At 47.5% G+C, this 4,385-nt stretch carries 5 protein-coding genes; 2 read left to right on the top strand and 3 right to left on the bottom strand.

The window, feature by feature from the left end:
• Positions 1-34 precede the first annotated feature (34 nt).
• Together sodB and KDK17_RS07070 are read left to right on the top strand one after the other, a co-directional pair.
• Positions 35-616, top strand: coding sequence for a superoxide dismutase [Fe] (gene sodB / locus KDK17_RS07075; protein WP_257280448.1), 582 nt, complete (start codon positions 35-37; stop codon positions 614-616).
• A 521-nt stretch (positions 617-1,137) separates the two neighbouring features.
• Positions 1,138-1,710, top strand: a complete 573-nt coding sequence (locus KDK17_RS07070; protein ID WP_257287702.1) for a hypothetical protein — start codon at positions 1,138-1,140, stop codon at positions 1,708-1,710.
• Between the two features lie 140 nt (positions 1,711-1,850).
• Here KDK17_RS07070 and KDK17_RS07065 read toward each other — a convergent pair whose 3' ends face one another.
• From KDK17_RS07065 to KDK17_RS07055, 3 genes are all read right to left on the bottom strand, one after another.
• Complete coding sequence (locus tag KDK17_RS07065) at positions 1,851-2,288, bottom strand: helicase-related protein (RefSeq protein WP_257287701.1); 438 nt, start codon at positions 2,286-2,288, stop codon at positions 1,851-1,853.
• Complete coding sequence (locus KDK17_RS07060) at positions 2,263-3,363, bottom strand: hypothetical protein (protein WP_257287703.1); 1,101 nt, start codon at positions 3,361-3,363, stop codon at positions 2,263-2,265. Before KDK17_RS07060 ends, KDK17_RS07065 begins: the two co-directional genes overlap by 26 nt.
• 482 nt (positions 3,364-3,845) lie before the next feature.
• Positions 3,846-4,385 (bottom strand): hypothetical protein (locus KDK17_RS07055; RefSeq protein ID WP_257287700.1); only part of this gene is annotated, 540 nt, incomplete at its 5' end.

The following is a 4,385-nucleotide window of genomic DNA, read 5'->3' as shown; positions in this document are numbered from 1 at the left end:
AAACAAGACCAACCCTCAAGTGGAGAACGACAAGATGGCTTTTGAACTTCCTGCACTGCCCTATGCGCGCAATGCACTGGCTCCTCATATTTCTGAAGAGACTCTGGACTTCCACTATGGCAAGCATCACAAGACCTACGTTGACAAGCTGAACGGTCTGGTCGCGGGTACCGAGCTGGAAAGCAAGAGCCTGGAAGAAATCATCAAGACTTCTGAAGGCGGCATCTTCAACAACGCTGCTCAAATCTGGAACCACACGTTCTACTGGAACTGCCTGAGCCCTAACGGTGGTGGTGCTCCTGCCGGTGAACTGGCAGAAGCCATCAACAAAGCTTTCGGTTCTTTTGACGATTTCATTGCTGCATTCAATGACAAAGCGGTTAACAACTTTGGCTCTTCCTGGACCTGGCTGGTTAAAAACAGCGACGGTTCCGTAGAAATCGTCAACACCAGTAATGCCGGTACTCCTCTGACGACCGACCAGAAACCACTACTGACCTGCGACCTGTGGGAACATGCCTACTACATCGACTACCGCAATGTGCGTCCGGAATATCTGAAAAATTTCTGGGCACTGGCAAACTGGGACTTTGCTGCGGCTAATTACGCTGGTTAAGATTCTGATTGTCAGATACCCAATCAGGTTGGCAATTGCCACAACGTGTTGGAGATACCGACACTTAAGTTAGCTATCAGGATTGACTGTTAATCTGTACCGTCTGCTAGTTCATTAGCAGACGGTATTTTTTTGTGCCTAATAAATGGGAAAAAAATGAGCACCGTGTAATAGGCTATGGCTCAGGTTGACTGACATCCTCATTTTCGTTAAAGCCTACCTTGTTGACAAAATGCTCTCGTGCTCAGAAGGTAGCATGTAGCGAGCTGTCCACTCCCCGGGTTCGATTTAAAAGTAAGCTATCCTACAATGTCGTTGCCTGAACATTTGCCCCTTATCGGATTGCGTTTTCAGTACCGGTGATATCAACTCCTTTCTCAAAGATCACCGTCTTTGCCAAAGGTAAGTCCCAAACTTTTCAGCTATAGAGTCCACACACAATGAACAAGTCTATTCTTTAAATACTCAATAAAAAAACCCGGACAGAGCTTTTGAACCTACTGGATAACGCGTGGGAAACCATGTCTACTAACAAGCGCGACACTATCTTTAGTGGCCTTATGTCAAAAGAGCAGTTTTCATTCCCGGCATCAGCAGATCACACTCTCAAGGCAGTAAAGGCCTTTCAGAAAAGCTCTCTGGATGGTGACTACTATGCACCCTTTGATATTAACTCCAAGAACTATATGGACATACCCGAGGAGACAGATGCCTGGTTCGCAAAACTCGATGAGTTGTTTATTGAGTCAACGAAACTGGTCAGACAAGAGGAGTACCAAGCAGCCCTTGAGTGCTTTGATATTCTCTATGAGCTGCTTGAGGACATTGTAGATGATGAGATCATCTTTGCTGACGAACTGGGCTCATGGATGTTTACCGGTGATGAGAAAGCCTATTTCACCGCCTACATCCACGCAGCTGCGGCAACCTGCTCTGATGAAGACTTTGTCGATAAGGCCATATTTGCTCTCCATGAGGACAGTGACCGCTCCTGCTCTCTGAAGCTCAATCCAGTTATCAAGTCCATGGCCAGTCCAGTACAGATGGCCATGGTGGATCAGCAGGTAAAAGCGAGAAAGATAAAAGTCGCATAATCATTGACTACCAGAGTCTGAATACCTCTGACAATCTAACTATGCAGTTAACCTATAGGGTTCAACCGGGACTCCAACTATTTCCAGTTCATGATTATTTTCTGATTCATGACACTTGGGTCAGACTGCTGATATAACAGCTACCACCCCTTACTCAAAATTTCTCTCCGCTCATCCGATGACAGCACCGTCTGGCAGGATTCCCAATCAATGTTCTCCACCCGGCTGTACTTTTCATCAAAGGGATGCTGGCGTCTCACTCCATCGATCAGCTTTGTGGCTTCCTGTACCTCTCCCAATGCAACATCAACCCACACATCTTCAAGTACATCAGGAATCTGGCCAAACAGTCCGTGAATATCCTCCAGACGATCTGATAACAGCTCATGCACCCGGTCTTCGACTGAACCACGGTATCTCATATTCAGTATTTTGACCGTATTGCGAATCTGACCAATTCTCTGGATACGTCCCTTTCTCTGTTCAAGGCGAGTTGGGTTCCACGGCAAGTCAAGGTTGATCAGGGTTCCTAACCTTTGCAGGTTAAGTCCATCACTGGCTGCATCTGTACCCAGCACCAATCCTAACCCACCAGATCATGGAGTCAGAGATGGAGAGATTTTCGACATCATCCTCATCTTCCAGACAAGCTGAAAAATCCTGCTCATCGCCAGAGCCAGCCCACTCGCTAAGCAGCTTATCCACCGTTCTTTGTCCAGCGTAGAGCGTGCTTCCTATTCTCCTCAGCAACAGGGTCTTGAAGAAACCGGCCCCTTTAGCTCTTTTGCTTAATGCCTCTGAAAACTCCTCTGCTTTCTCATAAGCCTTCTGGAAGTAAAGAGGTAATGAGATAGAGTCTTTCTCTCCCTCACCAAACAATTGGACCTTGACCGGCTGCAGGTAGGGCTCGCCAGTTTCCGGGTCAATGGTAGCTTCCAAATAGTCCCGGGTGCGCCGAATGATTTGTCTGATAAAGGGGTTATGCTGTCTCCCATAGTCCGGAAGAACCCGGCGAAGCTTTGTTTTGTCAGGTCCACGCAACTGATTGAAGCTGGCAGCATCGGCAACATAATCACCCGGTTGCATGTGCAGCCGTTTTCTTAGATCCCTGAAAGATCGGTGCTCCTCAGCTTGTGGTAACGGATTTCTGACCCAACTCCAGGCCAAAGCTTCGTCGACAGATATTTCCATATCGCCCATCACCATGGGTACAGCTCTGTCAGCCTTGCGCCATTCGCTCCAGGCATCACCCAGAACTTGATCACTACCCAAGGCAAGAATGCTTAACAGATCAAAAGCTTCAACCGGATGCAGCTGAACCGGGGTTGCCGTGGCCAACAGCATACTTTTGGTTCTTTGGCTGATTTCAGAGCCGGATGTAATCAGCCCCTGAGATACTATGCCAAGTTTCCTTGGACATTTAAGAATACTTTCAGGTCCTGTTGAGGGCCAGGAGATACCCTGCTCATCCAGCCACTGTTTGCCTGTCCAGATGGCAGATGGCATATCCAGCAGCTCCATCAATTCATCCTGCCATTGCAGGGTCAAAGGCTTGGGGGCAATAACCAGCACCGGCTTATTTCCCTGAAGAGCCATCAGCATCCCAGCCAGCGCCAACTGCACAGTTTTACCCAGCCCTACCTGATCAGCCAGAATATATCTGGCCCCGCCTTTTTAGTGATCATCAAATGCTTTTTTGACAAAATATTTCTGGTGGGACCAGAGGCCGAACTCTTTACGATAGACAGGCGTTTCGACAATGGCAGGAGCCGGATCAATATGAGGCTCTGTTTGCCAGGTCGTCCTGTCTAATTCAACTCGCTCAGAAATCCGTTTTATATCAGCAATAACAAAATCACTAAGAGGCGATAAGGTTGTATATTGCAGTGGCTATATGCTGAGGTTCTAATGCGTGCGCTTCAAAATGTTTCCGGTGATAAAACTTGATCCGTCGAACAAAGTAGCCACCATCCACAAAAAAAGCGATTTTCTGCATTACATACCCCTAAACGCAAAAAACCTGCAACCGTGGCCACTCGCTACGTATTAGAATGGGCACCGTTGCAGGTCTGTGACCTAACATATAGCAACTTGATCGGAAAACGCAAGCTGCTAAAAACTGCAATGGGTCAGATTTAACCGTTAGTATTCTCCAGCGCACCGGCCAGTGCTTTAGCGGCTTCGGCATCAGCCTCCCAGTGTTCCAAATGGTCAATGTGCTCCATTCGGCTGAGGTAGCGTAATACTTCAATCAACTTTTTCCGTTCATTCCAGAAGTTTTTCAGCTCTGTCTTCAGATAGTTAACACCCTGCTGGGCGGATTCCTGTCTGATGGTTTCATGAACAGCAAACAGTGCATGCCGAACAACAGAAGCATCGAAGCCTCCGGGCACCAGATGTTTATAGGCAATTTCCACCGCCTGGTCTATCAGCTTATCAAACTCGGATTTCTGGCCTTTTTGTTTTTCCCGGTACAGTTCGTTTTCGATATTGATACCTTCAATCTCACTGTACTGGGTCAGCACACTCAGAGCCGCTGCAAAAGCTGCAAGCTGGTAGTCGGTATTAAGCGCCTGATCAAAAGTCTGATTTACACCACCAATACCACCAGACTTTTGAATATGTGCAACCCATCGAAGCATTTTAGAGTTCCAGCCGCAACAGCGACCAACAGA

Origin of the sequence: Endozoicomonas sp. SESOKO2 (assembly GCF_024606245.1) — a bacterium.
Taxonomy (GTDB): Bacteria; Pseudomonadota; Gammaproteobacteria; order Pseudomonadales; family Endozoicomonadaceae; genus Endozoicomonas_A.
This window is presented reverse-complemented; position numbering and strand designations above follow the sequence as displayed.